The following is a 19,005-nucleotide window of genomic DNA, read 5'->3' as shown; positions in this document are numbered from 1 at the left end:
GCCGGAGCCGGAGCCGGGGCGGGCGCGGGAGCCGGACCGGGGGGAGTGTGGGCGGCGGCAGCGGCATGCACGCACCGTGCCCTGCGCCTCGCGGAGGTTCCCGGATGCCGCGCAGTGGAGGGGGTGAGCATCGCCCACTCGGCCCTGCCCCGCAGGGGGGCCGCGGCCGGATCCGCCGCCGTCCGGCCGCCGGATGAGCGCAAGGCGGCGATAAAAGTTGAGTCGGCTCCACTCACCTCTGTTGACGGGAGCCGAGGCGTCGGGCACTCTTGAGTCTGTTCCACTCAAGTCAGCTGGAGGAATCGAAATGGCACGTGCGGTCGGCATCGACCTGGGCACCACTAACTCCGTCGTCAGCGTTCTCGAAGGCGGCGAGCCCACCGTCATCACCAACGCCGAGGGTGCCAGGACCACGCCGTCCGTCGTCGCCTTCGCCAAGAACGGCGAGGTCCTCGTCGGCGAGGTCGCCAAGCGCCAGGCGGTCACCAACGTCGACCGCACCATCCGCTCGGTGAAGCGCCACATGGGCACCGACTGGAAGATCAACCTGGACGGCAAGGACTTCAACCCGCAGCAGATGAGCGCCTTCATCCTGCAGAAGCTGAAGCGCGACGCCGAGGCCTACCTGGGTGAGAAGGTCACCGACGCGGTCATCACCGTCCCGGCGTACTTCAACGACTCCGAGCGCCAGGCCACCAAGGAGGCCGGCGAGATCGCGGGTCTGAACGTCCTGCGCATCGTCAACGAGCCGACCGCCGCCGCCCTGGCCTACGGCCTGGACAAGGACGACCAGACGATCCTCGTCTTCGACCTCGGTGGCGGCACCTTCGACGTGTCGCTCCTGGAGATCGGCGACGGTGTCGTCGAGGTCAAGGCCACCAACGGTGACAACCACCTCGGTGGTGACGACTGGGACCAGCGTGTCGTCGACTACCTGGTGAAGCAGTTCCTGAGCGGCCACGGCGTCGACCTGTCCAAGGACAAGATGGCGCTGCAGCGTCTGCGCGAGGCCGCCGAGAAGGCGAAGATCGAGCTGTCCTCCTCCACGGAGACCACGATCAACCTGCCCTACATCACGGCCTCCGCCGAGGGCCCGCTGCACCTGGACGAGAAGCTCACCCGCGCTCAGTTCCAGCAGCTGACCTCGGACCTGCTGGACCGCTGCAAGGTCCCGTTCCACAACGTGATCAAGGACGCGGGCATCGCGCTCTCCGACATCGACCACGTGGTCCTCGTCGGCGGCTCGACCCGCATGCCGGCCGTCGCCGAGCTCGTCAAGGAGCTGACCGGCGGCAAGGAGGCCAACAAGGGCGTGAACCCGGACGAGGTCGTCGCCATCGGCGCCACCCTCCAGGCCGGTGTCCTCAAGGGTGAGGTCAAGGACGTCCTGCTCCTCGACGTGACCCCGCTGTCCCTCGGCATCGAGACCAAGGGCGGCATCATGACCAAGCTCATCGAGCGCAACACCACGATCCCGACCAAGCGGTCGGAGATCTTCACGACGGCCGAGGACAACCAGCCGTCCGTGCAGATCCAGGTCTACCAGGGTGAGCGCGAGATCGCGGCGTACAACAAGAAGCTCGGCATGTTCGAGCTGACGGGCCTGCCGCCGGCCCCGCGCGGCGTCCCGCAGATCGAGGTCTCCTTCGACATCGACGCCAACGGCATCATGCACGTGACCGCCAAGGACCTGGGCACGGGCAAGGAGCAGAAGATGACCGTCACCGGCGGCTCCTCGCTCGGCAAGGACGAGGTCGACCGGATGCGCCAGGAGGCCGAGCAGTACGCGGAGGAGGACCAGCGCCGCCGCGAGGCCGCCGAGACCCGCAACCAGGCCGAGCAGCTCGTGTACCAGACGGAGAAGTTCGTCAAGGACAACGAGGACAAGGTCCCCGGCGAGGTGAAGGCCGAGGTCGAGGGTGCCGTCGCCGAGCTGAAGGAGAAGCTCAAGGGCGAGGACACGGCCGAGATCCGCACCGCGACCGAGAAGGTCGCCGCGGTCAGCCAGAAGCTCGGGCAGGCGATCTACGCCGACGCCCAGGGCGCCCAGGCCGCCGGCGGCGCCGGTGACGCGGGCCAGGCCAAGGCCGACGACGACGTCGTCGACGCCGAGATCGTCGACGACGAGAAGCCGAAGGGCGGCGCGGCCTGATGCCGGAGGAGACCGCGGGTTTCGAGGAGAAGCCCGAAGTCCCCAACGGCGCCACCCCCGAGGACGCTGCCGAGCCGAAGACCGCCGACTCCTCCTCGGAGGAGCCGGCGGCCCCGGCCGGGGACTCCGGAGCACAGTCCGACGCCCAGGACGCGAACGCGGCCCTGGTGGCGCAGCTGGACCAGACCCGTACGGCGCTCGCCGAGCGCACCGGTGACCTCCAGCGGCTCCAGGCGGAGTACCAGAACTACCGTCGCCGCGTGGAGCGGGACCGCATCGCCGTCAAGGAGATCGCGGTCGCGAACCTGCTGTCCGAGCTGCTCCCGACCCTGGACGACATCGGCCGGGCGAGGGACCATGGCGAACTGGTCGGCGGCTTCAAGTCGGTGGCCGAATCGCTGGAGACCGCTGCCGCCAAGCTCGGTCTGCAGCAGTTCGGCAAGGAGGGCGAGCCCTTCGACCCGACGATCCACGAGGCCCTGATGCACTCGTACGCGCCGGACGTCACCGAGACGACCTGCGTGGCGATCCTGCAGCCCGGGTACCGGATCGGCGAGCGCACGATCCGCCCCGCGCGGGTCGCGGTGGCCGAGCCCCAGCCGGGTGCGGCTCCGAAGTCCGAGTCCGGGGAGGGCGACACGCCTGCGGACAAGGACGCGGATGCAGCCGACAAGGGCTGACATCGGCAAAGCTGATCATGTGATGGCACGAGAGGAGGGACACCGGGGATGAGCACGAAGGACTTCGTCGAGAAGGACTACTACAAGGTCCTCGGTGTCCCCAAGGACGCCACCGAGGCGGAGATCAAGAAGGCGTACCGGAAGCTCGCCCGCGAGTTCCACCCGGACGCCAACAAGGGCGACGCCGAGGCCGAGGAGCGCTTCAAGGAGATCTCCGAGGCGAACGACATCCTCGGCGACGCCAAGAAGCGCAAGGAGTACGACGACGCCCGCGCGCTGTTCGGGAACGGCGGCTTCCGCCCCGGTCCCGGCGCGGGCGGCGGCTCCTTCAACTTCGACCTCGGCGACCTCTTCGGGGGCGCCCAGGGCGGCGGCCCCGGCGGGTTCGGCGGCGGCGGCCTCGGCGACGTGTTCGGCGGCCTGTTCAACCGGGGCGGCGCCGGTGCGGGGACCCGCACCCAGCCGCGCCGGGGCCAGGACGTCGAGTCCGAGGTGACCCTCTCCTTCACGGAGGCGGTGGACGGGGCCACGGTCCCGCTCCGGATGTCCTCCCAGGCTCCCTGCAAGGCCTGCTCGGGCACCGGCGACAAGAACGGCACCCCCCGGGTGTGCCCGACCTGCGTCGGCACCGGCCAGGTCTCGCGGGGCAGCGGCGGCGGCTTCTCGCTGACGGACCCCTGCGCGGACTGCAAGGGCCGCGGCCTGATCGCGGAGACCCCCTGCGACGTCTGCAAGGGCAGCGGCCGCGCCAAGTCCTCCCGGACCATGCAGGTCCGCATCCCGGCGGGCGTCTCCGACGGCCAGCGCATCCGGCTGCGCGGCAAGGGAGCGCCGGGCGAGCGAGGCGGCCCGGCCGGCGACCTGTACGTCGTCGTCCACGTCGGCAGCCACCCGGTCTTCGGCCGCAAGGGCGACAACCTGACGGTGACCGTCCCCGTGACGATCTCCGAGGCGGCCCTGGGCGCCGACATCAAGGTTCCGACGCTGGGCGGGCCCGCAGTGACGCTGAAGCTGCCGCCGGGCACCCCGTCGGGCCGCACCATGCGCGCCCGCGGCAAGGGCGCGGTCCGCAAGGACGGCACCCGCGGCGACCTGCTGGTGACGGTGGAGGTCGCGGTTCCGTCCGAGCTGACGGACAAGGCCCGCGAGGCGCTGGAGATGTACCGCGACGCGACGGACTCGGTCGACCCGCGTGCCGCGCTGTTCGAGTCCGCGAAGGGAGCATGACATGGACGGCCGCCGACGACAGCCCCGCTTCGGCGGCGGGGCGTACGAGCTGACCGACGAGACCCCGGTCTACGTGATTTCGGTGGCCGCCCAGCTCTCGGGTCTCCACCCGCAGACCCTGCGCCAGTACGACCGCCTCGGCCTGGTCTCCCCGGACCGCACGGCGGGCCGCGGGCGGCGGTATTCGGCCAGGGACATCGAGCTGCTCCGCACGGTGCAGGCGCTGTCCCAGGACGAGGGCATCAACCTCGCCGGCATCAAACGGATCATCGAGCTGCAGAACCAGGTCGAGGCGCTCCAGCAGCGCGTGGCCGAGCTCTCGGCCGCCGTCGAGGGCGCGGCCGCGGTGATGCAGCAGCGCGAGGCCCAGGTCCACGCCTCGTACCGTCGTGACCTGGTCAAGTACCAGCCGCCGGTGGGCGGTAACGCCCTCGTCGTCTGGCGTCCCGCCCCGAAGCGGACCAACGGCTAGCGGCTCGCACGCCGACACGCCGGCACACCGACGCCGAAGGCCCTGCCCGGGCACGTCCCGGGCAGGGCCTTCGGCGCGCCGCTGCACCGGCGTGCGCCGCCTCAGCAGTCGGGGCCGTTCTCCTCCAGGATCCCCGACCGGGCGATGAGGAAGCCCAGTTGGGCGCGACTGCCGCTGCCGAGGGTGCTGGCGAGCTTCGCGATGTGCGCGCGGCAGGTCCGTACGTTCATGCCCAGTCGGCGGGCGATGGCCTCGTCCACGTGCCCCTCGACGAGGAGTTGGGCGATGGTGCGCTGCACCCCCGAGATGCCGTCCCGGGTGGGCTGGTAGGTCACTTCCTCCTGCAGCGGCACGGCGCGGTGCCACAACTGCTCGAAGATCTTGATGAGATAGTCCACGAGCCCCGGGTGGCGCAGCTCCAGGGCCACCTGGCGGTCGTCGCTGGCGGGGATGAAGGCGACCGTCCGGTCGAAGATGATGAGCCGCTCGAAGAGCTCCTCCAGCGTGCGCACCTCGACCTTGCCGGCCTTGAGGATGTCCACGTACGCGAGCGTGCCCCGGCTGTGACGGACCGTGTGCTGGTAGAGGGTCCGGATCCGGACACCGCGGTCGGTCAGCGGCTGGTCGCGCTCCAGGGCTTCCGTAAGCTCGAGGCTGGGGCGGGCGCCGCCGGGCTGCACGGTGAGCATCTCGGTATGGCACTCGGCGGTGGCCAGGTTGAGGGCCGCGTTGATGGCGTCGAAGCCCTCCAGCACGGTGATGGCGTGCGTGCTGGCCGGGGCCTGTGCGCTGATGGCGAGAAACGGCTCGAACGCTTCGGAGAGTTCGAGAGAATCGCGGTGCCGCTCGCGGATCTCGCGTTCGATCGGATGCAGCCGCTGGGCCAGGGCGACCGCCGGTGGAACCGGGCGCAGTGAATTGACGTCATCAGGATCCGGCTGCAGCAGGGCCAGGTCGAACAGGCAGGGCGCCGCTTCCACGTCTCCACGTGCGATGCGACCGGTGCGCAGCGCGCTCGTGTAGAGGCGCGCTCCTTCAGGGCACAGGTTCGCGACCGAGTGGGGATGTGTCGCTTTTGCTGTGTTTATTGTCAAATCTCCACCCCCCAGGGTCCTGAACATGCAAGAACATGATGCATCGTCCCTGTGGCAGCGACGTGCCTGAATGAGCCATCGTCTGACAGGCGGGGGAGAGGATTTCATCAAGTGAGGACGAAGCCGACCATGAACAAGAGAATGCTTCGCTCGGCGCTTGCCACCGTCATCTTCTCGGCTGTGGCCGGTCTGGGACTCGCCGCGGGCACGCTGGGGGGCGCCGGAGGTGCTGCGGACGTCCAGGCCGCGGTCGCGGACAGCGGCTGGCGCGAGCCCGCGGCGGACAGCGGCTGGCGCGCGACCCCGCTGGACAGCGGCTGGCGCTCGACCCCCGCAGATGCCGATTCCGCAGCCCTTGTCGTGGAGAGCGCGGTATGACCCCCGATGACCGCGGCTTCCGCCGCGAAATGGCTTCCGCCTACCGCTCCGGCTGGCAGTTCATCGACCTCGCGACGGCCATTCCCCAGGTCGGCGACTCGCTGATGGTCACCCTCTTCGGCCAGCCCATCGTGATCACGCGCGAGGAGGACGAGGACGTGCGGGCGTACCGCTGCCTGCGCCGCCCCCGCGGCGCGCCGCAGCCGGTCCGCTGCGAGGTGCGCTACGGCATGGTCTTCGTCAACCTCGACCAGCGCGACCACCAGCTCTTCGAACCCGACATCACCACCGCCACCCCCCGCAGTGCCTGAAGCGATTCCCCCGTCGTTGCAGATCGCTCCAGGTGCTTCCCCCACACAACGGCGCCATCGTGGACCTGACCACGATGGCGCCGTTGTGGTTTCGCCGTCCAGTGGTCGAACCGGACAAGGTGGAACCCGGACCGTCCGGAACGCCCCGGAGCCCCCGGGGCGGGTGCGGCAGGCTCAGGCGCGGCCCATCGCCCGGTCCAGCGCGATCTCGATGACCACCCGGTCCGGGTTCGGCGAGGGCATCCGCCCGTACCGCTCGGCGTAGCGCGCGACCGCGTCCGCGACCGCCTCCTCGTCCGTGCGGACCACCGCGCGCCCCTCCAGGGTCGCCCAGCGGCGCCCCTCCGCCTGGCACACCGCGACGCGGGCCGAGCCCGGGTCCACCGCCTGGGCCGCCAGCACGTTGCGGACCTTCTTGCTGTGCTTGTTGCTGATCACCCGGGCCAGGCCGGCCTCCGGGTCGTACGTCACGCCCACGGGCACCACGTGCGGGCTGCCGTCCGGGCGCGGGGTGGTCAGCGTGCAGACGTGCCGCTCCCGCCAGAAGGCGAGGTATTCGGGCGTCGGGTTGAGTACGTCATGGGACATGCGCTGAGCGTACGACTCCGGGCTCCGAAACCGGCCTTGAGTGGAATAGACTCAACTTTGCGCACGTTGACTGTGTCAGATCGCCTGATGCAGCCCCGACACGGATGCACCGTACGGAGAGGAGAGCCGCACGTGGACGCCGAGCTGACCAACAAGAGCCGGGACGCGCTGAACAACGCCACCACCCGCGCCGTCAAGGACGGCCACGCCGACCTGACCCCGGCACACCTGCTGCTGGCCCTGCTCGCCGGCGAGGAGAACGAGAACCTCACCGACCTCCTCGCGGCCACCGAGGCCGACCAGGCCGCCGTGCGGTCCGGCGCCGAGCGGCTCCTCGCCGCACTGCCCAGCGCCACCGGCTCCACGGTCGCCCCGCCGCAGCCCACCCGCGAGCTGCTCGCCGTACTCGCCGAGGCCGACCGGCAGGCCAAGGAGCTCGGCGACGACTACCTCTCGACCGAGCACCTGCTCATCGCGACCGCCGGCAAGGGCGGCGCGGCCGGAGAGGTCCTTTCCGCCCAGGGCGCGACGGCGAAGAAGCTGTTGGACGCCTTCGAGAACGCACGAGGAGGACGGCGGGTGACCACCCCCGACCCGGAGGGCCAGTACAAGGCCCTGGAGAAGTTCGGCACGGACTTCACGGCCGCGGCCCGCGAGGGCAAGCTCGACCCCGTCATCGGCCGGGACCACGAGATCCGCCGGGTCGTCCAGGTCCTGTCCCGGCGCACCAAGAACAACCCGGTGCTCATCGGCGAGCCCGGCGTCGGCAAGACCGCCGTCGTCGAGGGCCTCGCCCAGCGCATCGTCAAGGGCGACGTCCCCGAGTCCCTGAAGAACAAGCGCCTGGTCTCCCTCGACCTCGGCGCGATGGTCGCCGGCGCCAAGTACCGCGGCGAGTTCGAGGAGCGCCTGAAGACCGTCCTCGCCGAGATCAAGTCCAGCGAGGGCCAGATCATCACCTTCATCGACGAGCTGCACACCGTCGTCGGCGCGGGTGCCGGCGGCGATTCGGCCATGGACGCGGGCAACATGCTCAAGCCGATGCTGGCCCGCGGCGAACTGCGCATGGTCGGCGCCACCACCCTCGACGAGTACCGCGAGCGGATCGAGAAGGACCCGGCGCTGGAGCGCCGCTTCCAGCAGGTCCTGGTCGCCGAGCCGACCGTCGAGGACACCATCGCCATCCTGCGCGGGCTCAAGGGCCGCTACGAGGCCCACCACAAGGTGCAGATCAACGACAGCGCCCTGGTGGCCGCCGCGACCCTCTCCGACCGGTACATCACCTCCCGCTTCCTGCCCGACAAGGCCATCGACCTCGTCGACGAGGCCGCCTCCCGGCTCCGCATGGAGATCGACTCCTCCCCGGTGGAGATCGACGAGCTGCAGCGCGCCGTCGACCGCCTGCGGATGGAGGAGCTGGCGCTGAAGAACGAGTCCGACCCCGCCTCGCGCGAACGCCTGGACAAGCTCCGCAAGGACCTCGCCGACAAGGAGGAGGAGCTGCGCGGCCTGACCGCCCGCTGGGAGAAGGAGAAGCAGTCCCTCAACCGGGTCGGCGAGCTCAAGGAGCGCCTCGACGAGCTGCGCGGCCAGTCCGAGCGCGCCCAGCGCGACGGCGACTTCGACACCGCCTCCAAGCTGCTCTACGGGGAGATCCCGGCGCTGGAGCGGGAGCTCGCCGAGGCCACCGAGGCGGAGGCGGAGGCGGAGGCGGCCAAGCGCACCATGGTCAAGGACGAGGTCGGTCCCGACGACATCGCGGACGTCGTCGGCGCCTGGACGGGCATCCCGGCCGGCCGCCTGCTGGAGGGCGAGACCCAGAAGCTGCTGCGCATGGAGGCCGAACTCGGCCGCCGCCTGATCGGCCAGGGCGAGGCCGTCCGCGCCGTCTCCGACGCCGTGCGCCGCACCCGTGCGGGCATCGCCGACCCCGACCGGCCGACCGGCTCGTTCCTCTTCCTCGGCCCCACCGGCGTCGGCAAGACCGAGCTGGCCAAGGCCCTCGCGGACTTCCTCTTCGACGACGAGCGGGCCATGGTCCGCATCGACATGTCCGAGTACTCCGAGAAGCACAGCGTCGCCCGTCTCGTCGGCGCCCCGCCCGGCTACGTCGGCTACGAGGAGGGGGGCCAGCTGACCGAGGCGGTCCGCCGCCGCCCGTACTCCGTCGTCCTCCTGGACGAGGTCGAGAAGGCCCACCCGGAGGTCTTCGACATCCTGCTCCAGGTCCTCGACGACGGCCGGCTCACGGACGGCCAGGGCCGCACCGTGGACTTCCGCAACACCATCCTCATCCTCACCTCCAACCTCGGCAGCCAGTTCTTGATGGACCCGGTCGCCTCACCGGAGGAGAAGCGCAAGAACGTCCTGGACGTCGTCCGCGCCTCCTTCAAGCCGGAATTCCTCAACCGGCTCGACGACCTCGTCGTCTTCTCCGCCCTGACCAGGGACGAGCTGGCCCGCATCGCCGAGCTCCAGGTGGGCCGCCTCGCCAGGCGCATGGCCGAGCGCCGCCTGACCCTGGACGTCACCCCGGCGGCCCTGGCCTGGCTCGCCGACAAGGGCAACGATCCCGCGTACGGCGCCCGCCCGCTGCGCCGCCTCATCCAGACGGCGGTCGGCGACCGCCTCGCCAAGGAGATCCTGGCCGGCGAGGTCCGCGACGGCGACACCGTACGGGTGGACGTCGCCGGCGACGGCCTCCTGGTCGGCAAGGCCCTCTGACGGCCCCGGCGGCCTTCCGACGGCCCCGGCGAAGCCCCCGACAGGGCACCGCGGCACTGCCGCGCCCCTGCCGGGGGCGCATCCCTGTCCGCTCGGAGCGGATCACCGGTGCGGGGCTGGACACGGGGTAGGAGGAATGGGGGAGGATGACTTCATCCGCACGAAGGGAAGAACACGGTGAGCATCGACCCGGCCTCGATTCCGAATTTCGGAGGGCAGCAGCCCGAACCGCAGGCCACAGGACCGGCGGGCCCCGTGGTCCCCGACCAGGATCTGGTCAAGCAGCTGCTGGAGCAGATGGAGCTCAAGTACGTCGTCGACGACGAGGGTGACCTCGCGGCGCCGTGGGAGGAGTTCCGCACGTACTTCATGTTCCGCGGCGAGAACGAACAGCAGGTCTTCTCCGTCCGGACCTTCTACGACCGCCCCCACGCCATCGAGGACAAGCCGCGGCTGCTGGAGTCCATCGACGACTGGAACCGCCGCACCCTGTGGCCGAAGGTCTACAGCCACACCCACGACGACGGCTCCGTCCGCCTGATCGGCGAGGCGCAGATGCTGATCGGCACCGGCGTCAGCCTGGAGCACTTCGTGTCCTCCACGGTCAGCTGGGTCCGTGCCTCCATCGAGTTCGACAAGTGGCTCGTGGAGCAGCTCGGCCTGGAGAAGGACCTGGACGGCGCCGAGGGCGGCGAGGACGAGGGCGGCGAGGACAGCTAGTCCCGGCCCCACCGCCCCGCGCTCAGGGAGGCGTCCTGGCGACCACCAGGAGGAACACCCCGTAGCCGTGCGCGAGCCCGGTCGGCCCCGCGGTCACCAGCACCGCGGAGCCCGGCCGGGCTCGCGCCGTTGCAGAGCCTGCAGCCGCGCTCAGCGGGTGAGCCGGCGGAGGCGGGCCACCGCCTCCTGCAGGACCTCCGTGCGCTTGCAGAAGGCCCAGCGGACGTGGGTGGCGCCCGCGGACCGGTCGTCGTAGAAGACCTGGTTCGGGATGGCGACCACCCCGCACCGCTCCGGCAGGGCGCGGCAGAAGGCCAGGCCGTCCTTCTCGCCGAGCGCGGTGATGTCGGTGGTGATGAAGTACGTGCCCTGCGGGCGGAACACCTCGAAGCCGGCGTCGGCGAGGCCCTCGGCGAGGAGGTCGCGCTTGGCGGCCATCTCGGCGCGGAAGCCGTCGTAGTGGTCGTCGGGCAGGTCCAGGGCCTCGGCGATGGCGTACTGGAACGGGCCCGACGAGACGAAGGTCAGGAACTGCTTGGCAGCGCGGACCGCCGCGACGAGCTCCGGCGCGGCGGTGATCCAGCCGACCTTCCACCCCGTGAACGAGAACGTTTTGCCGGCGGAGGAGATGGTGACCGTGCGCTCCCGCATGCCGGGCAGCGAGGCCAGCGGGGTGTGGACCCCGTCGAAGACCAGGTGCTCGTACACCTCGTCGGTGACGACCAGCAGGTCCCGCTCGACCGCCAGCCCGGCCACGGCCGCCAGCTCGGCCGGGCCCAGCACGGTGCCCGTCGGGTTGTGCGGGCTGTTCAGCAGCAGCAGGCGGGTGCGCGGGGTGACCGCGGCGCGCAGTTCGTCGAGGTCGAGGGCGAACGCCCCGGCGTGCGGGCGCAGCGTGACCGGGACCCGGGTGGCGCCGGCCATCGCGATGCACGCCGCGTACGAGTCGTAGTACGGCTCCAGGGCGACGACCTCGTCACCCGGTTCCAGCAGTGCCAGCAGGGAGGCCGCGATGGCCTCCGTCGCGCCCGCCGTGACCAGCACCTCCGTCTCCGGGTCGTAGGACAGGCCGTAGAACCGCTGCTGGTGGCGGGCGATCGCGGCCCGCAGCTCCGGGACGCCGGGGCCCGGCGGGTACTGGTTGCCCAGGCCCGTCAGCACCGCGCGGGAGGCCGCCTCGGCGATCTGCGCGGGGCCGTCGGTGTCGGGGAAGCCCTGGCCGAGGTTGATGGACCCGGTCCGGGCGGCCAGGGCCGACATCTCCGCGAAGATCGTCGTGCCGAAGGACGCCAGGCGGCGGTTGAGGTAGGGGCGGCGGCCGGCCGCGGGAGCGCTCATGGCGGTCATCCTGGGGGGAACCTCTGGACTTGCTCAAGTGCGCTTTGGACAGCGTGGCGCGCGGGCATTCCCCTGGCACGCGGGACGGGGGGTCCCGCTCCCCGGGGGACCGGGGTCACTCACAAGGGGGTCGAAGGACCGTGCTCCTGGCCTTTTTCATCGTGCTCGGCGTCTTCGCCGTCGGCGTCGTCGTGCTCTTGGCGGCCGTCGGCAGCCGTTCCGCCGCCGCGTCCCGTGCCGCCGTCTCCCGGTCCTCCGTGTCGCTCAGGAAGGGCCGCCGCTCCCGGAACAGCTGGTGGGCCGGCCACTCCGGGAGCAGCGGGGGCGGCTGCGGCTCCTCGTCCTCCTCCTGCGGCGGGTCCTCCTCCTGCGGCGGCGGATGCGGCGGCGGCAGCTGAGGCCGGCGGCCCGGATCCCCCGTCCCGGCGGGTTCCGCCCCGTTCCGGGACCCGTCCACGGACCCGTGTACGGGCCGTGTCCCGGACCCGTGTACGGACCCGGGCCGGACCCGTGTGCGGGCCTGCGACCGGCCCGTTCGGCGGAGCCGGTGAACACGTGAACTGTGGAGCCCCCGCTGGGATGTAAACCCAACCATGTTGGGTAAAAACGCTGTGAGTGCCGTGCCTTTCATGATTCCCTCGGTTGAGTAGACCAGTCCCCGGACCTCCGGGACTTCCTGTGGACCCGAGCCGGTGTCCCCCCACCCGTTGACTACCGCTGGCGGGGTCCGGCCCCTCTCCCTCGCGCGTTTGCGGAGCCGACTCATGCTCACGACCCTCCAGACCACCTACACCGACACGCGTGCCGCCGACCTCGCCTGGGCCCTGGGGCGGGACCGGCTGCCCGCCCTGGCCGTGCTCAACCTCGAACTGGCGGGTGCAAAGGTGGAGTTGCGCCTCCTCGGAGCCTCCCACCAGGTTCTCCTCGAGGAGGGCGCGGTGCTCTGCTCGGAGACGGTCGCCTGCATGCCCGGCAGCCGTACGCCGCTGCCCCTGGGCGTGGCCAAGCGGATGGGCGGATGGGAGTACGAGTTCGCCGCACGCGTCGAGACCCTGACGCAGGGCTCGTTCGCGGGCAGGGCGCAGGAACTCCTCGCGCTGGTCGCGGATCACCCGAACGGGTTGGCCGGAACCTTTCCGGGCAGTCCGCACGCCTTCACCGCGATGCTCGCGCAGCGCCACGAGGGCCAGGTCCGCTGGCGCACCTGGCACGCGTACCCGCAGGAAGGCCAGTTGGTCGCCACCCGGACGAGGGTCGGTGTGCGCGCCGGCGCACCCGCCGGCCCCCGGGAGGCCACCGTCCGGTGACCGGGCCGGGGTCCCGCGGCCGGGCCCCGGGTACGGCGGCCGCGGCGCGCCGGCCTCGCCCATACGGCCCAGAGCTTGCGCCGACTGGCCGGAGCGAAACCGGACTTACACCCATGTGGGTGACCTGATGTATGTGGGCGGTGACGTACGGTTCGCTGCATGATCGACCGTTCCGTCCCGCGCCGGGTGCTCCCGGCTCCGGAGCCGCGGGGCGCGGTGACCGTCCCGGCCGCCCTTCCCGTACGGCCCCGGACCGGCCGACTCCTCGTCCTGGCCACCGTGTTCGTCTGCGCCGCCTGCGGTCTCGTCTACGAGCTGGAACTGCTCGCCCTCGGCTCCTACCTGATCGGCGACTCCGTCACCCAGGCCTCCGTCGTCCTGTCCGTCATGGTCTTCGCCATGGGCGTCGGGTCCCTGCTGGCCAAACGGCTGCGGAAACGGCCCGCCGTCGGATTCGCCGCCGTCGAGGCGGCCCTCGCGCTGCTCGGCGGACTGTCGGCCATGGCGCTGTACGCGAGCTTCGCCTGGCTGGGGGAGTCCCAGCCCGTGCTCGTCGCCTTCTCCTTCGTCATCGGCGTGCTCATCGGCGCCGAGATCCCGCTGCTGATGGTCCTCATCCAGCGGATCCGCCGCCAGGACGCCGGCGGGGCCGTCGCCGACCTGTTCGCCGCCGACTACGTGGGCGCCCTGGTCGGCGGCCTCGCCTTCCCCTTCCTGCTGCTGCCGGTCCTCGGCCAGCTCACCGGCGCCATGCTGACCGGCGCCGTCAACGCCGTCGTCGGCGCAGGACTCGTCCTGTGGCTGTTCCGCCGCGACCTCAGCCGCCGCTCCCGCTGGCTGCTGATCTGCGCGAACGCCGCCGTCCTGGCCGCCCTCGGCTGCGCCACCGCCCTCGCCGACGACTTCGAGCAGGTCGCCCGGCGCGCCGTCTACGGCGGCGAGGTCCGCGTCGCCCGCCAGACCGGGATACAGGAACTCGTGCTGACCGGCCCCGCCACCGGCTCCCCCCGTTCCCTCGACCTGTTCCTCGACGGCCGGCTGCGGGTCAGCGGCTACGACGAGTACCGCTACCACGAGGCCCTCGTCCACCCCGCGATGACCGGCCCGCACCGCCGCGTCCTGATCCTCGGCGGCGGTGACGGGCTCGCCGCCCGCGAGGTGCTGCGCCACCGCGACGTCGCGTCCGTCACCGTCGTCGAGCTCGATCCGGGCGTGGTCCGCCTCGCCCGCACCGACCCCATGCTGTCCGCGCTCAACGGCCGCGCACACGAGGACCCGCGCCTCGACGTCGTCACGCAGGACGCGTTCCGCTGGCTGCGCGGCCCGGCCGCCCACCGCCGCTTCGACGTCATCCTCTCCGACCTCCCCGACCCGGGCATGACCCCGACCACGAAGCTGTACTCGCAGGAGTTCTACGGACTTGCCGCCCGCGCCCTGGCCCCCGGCGGACGGATCGCCGTGCACGCGGGCCCGCTCGCCACCCGCCCGCACACCTACTGGACCGTCGAGGCCACCCTGCGCGCCGCCGGCCTGCACACCGTGCCCTACAGCGCGGGCGGCCGTCTGTCCGGCTTCGCCGCCGGCCCGGACCGCAGCCCCGGGGTGACCGGCACACCGCCGCAGGACTGGGGCTTCGTCCTCGCGGGCCGCGACCGGGCCCCCGCGCTGCACGTCGACCGGGAGACGCCGGGGCTGCGCTCCCTGACCACGCAGTCCCTGCGGGACGCGGCGCGCGATGCGGAGCGGATGCGGCCGGCGGGGCTGCCGCCGTCCACGCTGCCGCACCCGCGGTACTCGTGACCGGTACGCACGACGTGCCCCGGGCGGACACGGAACCGGTGCCCCGCCGACCGGGTGCGGCGGGCGGTGTCGTCGGTAGGCTCGACCGCATGGAGCATCAGGTGTTCGTTCCGGTCCCGGCAGACCGTCTCCGCGCCGTGCTGCGCGACCCCGCCCGGGTGGCTCGCTGCGTGCCGGGGCTCCAGCAGGAGGCGGCCCCGGACGCCGCCCAGGACGCGCAGGCGGCCGGGCTGCCGCTGCCGGGCCGGATGAAGTTCAAGGTCGGCCCGAACACCGTCACCTACCGCGGCACCCTGACCGTCACCGAGCAGGACCCGGACCACTTCGCCGTGTCCGGCGAGGGCACCGAGATCCGCGGCAGCGGGACCGTCACCCTGTCCGTCGGGCTGCGGCTGGCTGCGGCCGACGGCGGGACCTCGCTGGAGTTCACCGCCGGGGGCGAGGCCGGCGGGCGGGCCGCCGGCCTCGCGCCGGAGGCGGTGCGGACCGCCGTGCAGCGGCTGCTGGACCGGGCCGCCGCACAGCTGGCGGCGCTGGCGGGCGGTGTCGGCGGCGCGGAGGGTGCGGACGGCGCGGACGGCGCGGACGGCGCGGGCACCGCGGGCGCCGCGGGCGAGCCGGGCGGGGCCGGGACCCCGGCCTTCGGAGCCGACGGGCCGTACCCTGCCCCGGACCCGGACCTGGACCCCCTCCCCGGCGAGGCCCTCGACGGACCGGGGGACCTCGACGGCCTGGGCGAGCTCGGCGGCCTCGGGGACCTGGAGGACATCGGGAGCGCCTCCGACTTCGGGGAGCTGGACCGCCTGCGCGGCCTCGACGCCTTCGCCGGCCCCCCGCAGCCCCCCGCCGAGGCCGCCCACGCCCGCCGCACCATGATCGGCCGCAGTGCCGAGGAGGTCGACCACGCACCCCCGCGCGGCCGCTACGCCCCGGCGCCCGCGTCCGCGTCCGCCACCACCGGCGCCGGCCTGCGCTGGCTCGCCCCGGCCGCCGCCCTGGCCCTGGCCTCGGCGGTCGTCCTCGGCCGGGCGCTGCGCAGGCGCCGCTGATCCGCGACGGGGGTCGTTAGGCTCAGCCGCATGAGCACGCAACTGAGCGCCGGCGGCGCCGAGGTGACGGTCGACCAGGACAACGGCTGCCGGATCGGCAGTCTGCGGATCGACGGCAGGGAGCTGCTGCGACAGGGTCCCGCGTACGGTTGCTTCCCGATGGTGCCCTGGTGCGGGCGCACCGCGTACGGGGAGTTCCGCGACGGGGCGGCCGTCCACCGGCTGCCGGTCAACCAGCCGCCGCACGCCATCCACGGCTTCGGCCGCGACGCCCCCTGGCGCCGGGCCCACGCCGACGCCGCCGAGGCGGCGTTCACGTACGACCTGGCCGAGCCCTGGCCGTACCCGGGCCGGGTCACCCAGCTCGTCGCACTCGCCCCGGACTCCCTGACCCTCACCCTGGGGGTGGAGACGTACGGCGACTCCTTCCCCGCCCAGGCCGGCTGGCACCCCTGGTTCCTGCGCAACCTCGGCGCCGGCGGCGAGGACGTACGCCTCGACTTCGACCCCGCCTGGCAGGAGGAGCGCGGCGACGACCACCTCCCCACCGGCCGGCGCATCGACCCGCTGCCCGGCCCCTGGGACGACTGCTTCGGCATGCCCTACGGAGTCGACGCCACCCTCACCTGGCCCGGCGAACTGGAGCTGAGGATCACCAGCCGCGCCCAGTGGGTCGTGGTGTACGACGAGCAGCCCGACGCCGTCTGCGTCGAGCCGCAGTCCGGCCCGCCGAACGGGCTGAACACCCATCCGCGGCTGGTCACGCCCGTGGACCCGCTGGAGGTCGCCACGACGTGGACGTGGCGCCGCCTGTCGTAGGGCCCGTCCCGCGCAACTAAGCTCGGGCCCATGAGTGACGTACGCGATGCGCTTCTGCAGCAGATCAAGGACAAGGCCGTCGTGCACGGCAAGGTGACCCTCTCCTCCGGCAAGGAGGCCGACTACTACATCGACCTCCGCCGGATCACCCTCGACGGCGAGGCGGCCCCGATGGTCGGCCAGGTCATGCTCGACCTCACGGCCGACCTCGACTACGACTGCGTCGGCGGCCTGACCCTGGGCGCCGACCCCGTCGCCACCTCGATGCTGCACGCCTCCGCGGCGCGCGGCGGGCGCCTGGACGCCTTCGTCGTCCGCAAGGCGCAGAAGGCGCACGGCATGCAGCGCCGCATCGAGGGCACCGACGTCCGGGGCAAGCGCTGCCTGGTCGTGGAGGACACGTCCACCACCGGCGGCTCCCCGCTGACCGCCGTCGAGGCCGTCCGCGAGGCGGGCGGCGAGGTCGTCGCCGTCGCCACGATCGTCGACCGCGGCGCCTCCGACGCCATCGCCGGGGCGGGCCTGCCGTACCTGACCGGCTACGAGCTGTCGGACCTCGGCCTGGCCTGACGGCACCCCCTCCGCCGGGGCCGCGGCCCGGGTTCCGGACCCTCCGGTCTTGCATTCCGGAATCGGTCCCGGCCGCAACCGGGCCCCGGCGGAGCGGACACACCGGGTCTGACCTGCCCTTTTGCTGGCCGGTGGCGAGCGATTTCCGGCAATCCTCCACCCGGGACGGGTGGAGTGTCACGCGGAGTCTGGAAAGATAGGCGCGACGGTTACGTCGCCCCCAGGTCAGGGTCAGCAATCGCACACTCCCCGCACACCCAAGGAGCGGACAGATGCCCATCGCAACCCCCGAGGTCTACAACGAGATGCTCGACCGGGCGAAGGCAGGCAAGTTCGCCTACCCGGCCATCAACGTGACCTCGAGCCAGACCCTGCACGCTGCCCTGCGCGGCTTCGCGGAGGCCGAGAGCGACGGCATCATCCAGATCTCCACCGGTGGTGCGGAGTTCCTGGGCGGGCAGCACAGCAAGGACATGGTCACGGGCGCCGTCGCCCTGGCCGAGTTCGCGCACATCGTCGCCGCCAAGTACGACGTCAACATCGCGCTGCACACCGACCACTGCCCGAAGGACAAGCTGGACGGGTACGTCCGCCCGCTGATCGCCCTCTCCGAGGAGCGCGTGAAGGCCGGCCGCAACCCGCTGTTCCAGTCGCACATGTGGGACGGCTCCGCCGAGACCCTGGCCGACAACCTCGCCATCGCGCAGGAGCTGCTGCCCCGCGCCGCCGCTGCCAAGATCATCCTTGAGGTCGAGATCACCCCGACCGGCGGCGAGGAGGACGGCGTCACCCACGAGATCAACGACGAGCTGTACACCACCGTCGAGGACGCGATCCGCACCGCCGAGGCCCTCGGGCTGGGCGAGAAGGGCCGCTACCTGCTGGCCGCCTCCTTCGGCAACGTGCACGGCGTGTACAAGCCGGGCAACGTCGTCCTGCGTCCGGAGCTGCTGAAGGACCTGCAGCAGGGCGTCGGCGAGAAGTACGGCAAGACCAGCCCGTTCGACTTCGTCTTCCACGGCGGCTCCGGCTCCACGGAGGAGGAGATCGCCACCGCGCTGGAGAACGGCGTCGTGAAGATGAACCTCGACACCGACACCCAGTACGCCTTCACCCGCCCGGTCGTGGACCACATGTTCCGCAACTACGACGGTGTCCTGAAGGTCGACGGCGAGGTCGGCAAGAAGTCCACCTACGACCCGCGCACCTGGGGCAAGCTCGCCGAGGCGGGCATGGCCAAGCGCGTCGCCGAGGCCTGCGCGAACCTGCGCTCCACGGGCACCCGCCTGAAGTGACCCGGTAAGGCCGTACGACCGAAGGGCCCGGTGCGCCGTCTTCACGAGGCGCGCCGGGCCCTTCGGTGTCGGCGTCCTGCCGCCTGCCCGGGGCTTCCCCCGTTCTCCCCGGACGGGGCGGACGATCACGCCGCGACGCAGCATACCCACGGGTCCGTTTCCTGTGCTCGGGCTTTTGCGCCGGACCGCCGGACCGCCGGCACGGGGGAACGAGTCCGGGGAGGCAAGCCGGACAGAGCGGGAGGACGACCGGGCGGGCCGACCGACTGGGTGACCCGTCGGGCCGGCCGTCGGCAGGGCGGCCCGTGCAGCGCTGGGTCGGCGGCCGGTGCCGGGCCGCCGGTCTGCCGGGTGGCCGGGTGGCCGGGTGGGCCGACGCGGCCGGGCGGCCGGAGGGCGGCCGGGTGCCGCGCCCGGTCAGCGGGCGGTCAGGGCCGTGCGGGGGCTGTCTCTTATACACACCTGACGCTGCCCACGACGC

General features: G+C 72.2%; 18 protein-coding genes. 15 read left to right on the top strand and 3 right to left on the bottom strand.

Going from position 1 to position 19,005, the window contains the following annotated elements:
- Positions 1-307 precede the first annotated feature (307 nt).
- The 4 genes from dnaK to HYE82_RS20605 are packed head-to-tail and all read left to right on the top strand — an operon-like array spanning position 308 to position 4,531.
- Complete coding sequence (gene dnaK, locus HYE82_RS20620; protein WP_179175596.1) at positions 308-2,152, top strand: molecular chaperone DnaK; 1,845 nt, start codon at positions 308-310, stop codon at positions 2,150-2,152.
- Positions 2,152-2,832, top strand: a complete 681-nt coding sequence (grpE, locus tag HYE82_RS20615) for a nucleotide exchange factor GrpE (RefSeq protein ID WP_179175595.1) — start codon at positions 2,152-2,154, stop codon at positions 2,830-2,832. Before dnaK ends, grpE begins: the two co-directional genes overlap by 1 nt.
- A 48-nt stretch (positions 2,833-2,880) precedes the next feature.
- Positions 2,881-4,059, top strand: a complete 1,179-nt coding sequence (gene dnaJ, locus HYE82_RS20610; RefSeq protein WP_179175594.1) for a molecular chaperone DnaJ — start codon at positions 2,881-2,883, stop codon at positions 4,057-4,059.
- A 1-nt stretch (position 4,060) separates the two neighbouring features.
- The gene (locus HYE82_RS20605) at positions 4,061-4,531 is read left to right on the top strand and encodes a heat shock protein transcriptional repressor HspR (protein WP_179175593.1); all 471 of its coding nucleotides are present in this window, start codon (positions 4,061-4,063) and stop codon (positions 4,529-4,531) included.
- Positions 4,532-4,632: 101 nt separating this feature from the next.
- Here the strand turns inward: HYE82_RS20605 and HYE82_RS20600 are convergent, their stop codons facing one another.
- Positions 4,633-5,652, bottom strand: a complete 1,020-nt coding sequence (locus tag HYE82_RS20600; RefSeq protein WP_179175592.1) for a helix-turn-helix transcriptional regulator — start codon at positions 5,650-5,652, stop codon at positions 4,633-4,635.
- Between the two features lie 102 nt (positions 5,653-5,754).
- Here HYE82_RS20600 and HYE82_RS20595 point away from each other — a divergent pair, with 102 nt between their 5' ends.
- Both HYE82_RS20595 and HYE82_RS20590 read left to right on the top strand, forming a co-directional pair.
- Positions 5,755-6,003 carry a hypothetical protein gene (locus HYE82_RS20595; protein WP_179175591.1) on the top strand — a complete coding sequence of 83 codons (249 nt, stop codon included), beginning with the start codon at positions 5,755-5,757 and terminating at the stop codon, positions 6,001-6,003.
- The gene (locus HYE82_RS20590) at positions 6,000-6,314 is read left to right on the top strand and encodes a (2Fe-2S)-binding protein (RefSeq protein ID WP_114053450.1); all 315 of its coding nucleotides are present in this window, start codon (positions 6,000-6,002) and stop codon (positions 6,312-6,314) included. Before HYE82_RS20595 ends, HYE82_RS20590 begins: the two co-directional genes overlap by 4 nt.
- Before the next feature lie 174 nt (positions 6,315-6,488).
- Here HYE82_RS20590 and HYE82_RS20585 read toward each other — a convergent pair whose 3' ends face one another.
- Positions 6,489-6,902: a pyridoxamine 5'-phosphate oxidase family protein gene (locus HYE82_RS20585; protein ID WP_179175590.1), complete on the bottom strand. Its 414-nt coding sequence runs from the start codon at positions 6,900-6,902 to the stop codon at positions 6,489-6,491.
- A 132-nt stretch (positions 6,903-7,034) separates the two neighbouring features.
- Between HYE82_RS20585 and clpB the strand changes: the two genes are divergently transcribed.
- On the top strand, positions 7,035-9,626 hold the full coding sequence (clpB, locus tag HYE82_RS20580; RefSeq protein WP_179175589.1) for an ATP-dependent chaperone ClpB: 2,592 nt from the start codon (positions 7,035-7,037) through the stop codon (positions 9,624-9,626).
- Positions 9,627-9,803: 177 nt separating this feature from the next.
- Positions 9,804-10,346, top strand: a complete 543-nt coding sequence (locus HYE82_RS20575) for a YbjN domain-containing protein (RefSeq protein ID WP_179175588.1) — start codon at positions 9,804-9,806, stop codon at positions 10,344-10,346.
- Positions 10,347-10,496: 150 nt separating this feature from the next.
- Here the strand turns inward: HYE82_RS20575 and HYE82_RS20570 are convergent, their stop codons facing one another.
- Positions 10,497-11,693 carry a pyridoxal phosphate-dependent aminotransferase gene (locus HYE82_RS20570; RefSeq protein WP_179175587.1) on the bottom strand — a complete coding sequence of 399 codons (1,197 nt, stop codon included), beginning with the start codon at positions 11,691-11,693 and terminating at the stop codon, positions 10,497-10,499.
- A 131-nt stretch (positions 11,694-11,824) separates the two neighbouring features.
- On the opposite strand from HYE82_RS20570, the gene HYE82_RS20565 reads away from it, so the two are divergent.
- The 7 genes from HYE82_RS20565 to fbaA all read left to right on the top strand — a co-directional run bounded on the left by HYE82_RS20565 (position 11,825) and on the right by fbaA (position 18,524).
- Entirely contained in the window at positions 11,825-12,082 is a 258-nt protein-coding gene (locus HYE82_RS20565; RefSeq protein ID WP_179175586.1) for a hypothetical protein, read from the top strand.
- Between the two features lie 366 nt (positions 12,083-12,448).
- Positions 12,449-12,991, top strand: coding sequence for a DUF2617 family protein (locus HYE82_RS20560; protein ID WP_179175585.1), 543 nt, complete (start codon positions 12,449-12,451; stop codon positions 12,989-12,991).
- 159 nt (positions 12,992-13,150) lie between these two features.
- The gene (locus HYE82_RS20555; protein WP_179175584.1) at positions 13,151-14,791 is read left to right on the top strand and encodes a polyamine aminopropyltransferase; all 1,641 of its coding nucleotides are present in this window, start codon (positions 13,151-13,153) and stop codon (positions 14,789-14,791) included.
- A gap of 89 nt (positions 14,792-14,880) precedes the next feature.
- On the top strand, positions 14,881-15,840 hold the full coding sequence (locus HYE82_RS20550; protein ID WP_179175583.1) for an SRPBCC domain-containing protein: 960 nt from the start codon (positions 14,881-14,883) through the stop codon (positions 15,838-15,840).
- A 30-nt stretch (positions 15,841-15,870) separates the two neighbouring features.
- On the top strand, positions 15,871-16,659 hold the full coding sequence (locus HYE82_RS20545; RefSeq protein WP_179175582.1) for an aldose 1-epimerase: 789 nt from the start codon (positions 15,871-15,873) through the stop codon (positions 16,657-16,659).
- A gap of 30 nt (positions 16,660-16,689) precedes the next feature.
- The gene (gene pyrE, locus HYE82_RS20540) at positions 16,690-17,229 is read left to right on the top strand and encodes an orotate phosphoribosyltransferase (RefSeq protein WP_179175581.1); all 540 of its coding nucleotides are present in this window, start codon (positions 16,690-16,692) and stop codon (positions 17,227-17,229) included.
- Positions 17,230-17,501: 272 nt separating this feature from the next.
- The gene (gene fbaA, locus HYE82_RS20535) at positions 17,502-18,524 is read left to right on the top strand and encodes a class II fructose-bisphosphate aldolase (RefSeq protein ID WP_179175580.1); all 1,023 of its coding nucleotides are present in this window, start codon (positions 17,502-17,504) and stop codon (positions 18,522-18,524) included.
- Positions 18,525-19,005: the final 481 nt, after the last annotated feature.

This window comes from Streptomyces sp. BR123 (assembly GCF_013401435.1).
GTDB lineage: Bacteria > Actinomycetota > Actinomycetes > Streptomycetales > Streptomycetaceae > Streptomyces.
Note: the sequence above shows the minus strand (reverse complement) of the source record. Positions and strands in the feature narration are given on the sequence as shown.